The organism is Streptomyces yerevanensis (assembly GCF_000716805.1).
Classification (GTDB): domain Bacteria; phylum Actinomycetota; class Actinomycetes; order Streptomycetales; family Streptomycetaceae; genus Streptomyces; species Streptomyces flaveus.
In genome coordinates this window covers 1-227 of sequence record NZ_JNWJ01000293.1, presented here as the reverse complement: position 1 = coordinate 227, position 227 = coordinate 1, and the positions used below count along the sequence as shown (strand labels likewise).

Below are 227 nucleotides of genomic sequence, written 5' to 3'. Positions count from 1 at the left end.
AGACTGTCGTGCAGGTCGGCGCCGGAGATACCCGGCGACAGAGGCAGCCCGTTCCGGCCCGTAATCAGGTGGATCTTCGATCCGTTCCTGCCGCGGTCGATCGGATTCGGTCCGGTCGGTGGCCCCCCTTTTTTACAGCCCTGAGGCTGACGGAGTCGATGGCGCACCGCGACCGGTCCAGCTCGCCGCGGGCGCCGGGCTCGTCCAGGAGGACGCGGTGCAGCCGG

The 227-nt window shown here is 69.6% G+C and carries 1 pseudogene; it reads right to left on the bottom strand.

Features of this window, described 5'->3' with window-relative positions:
• Nucleotides 1–227: pseudogene (locus OP79_RS56345) on the bottom strand (IS5/IS1182 family transposase); the annotation flags it as partial.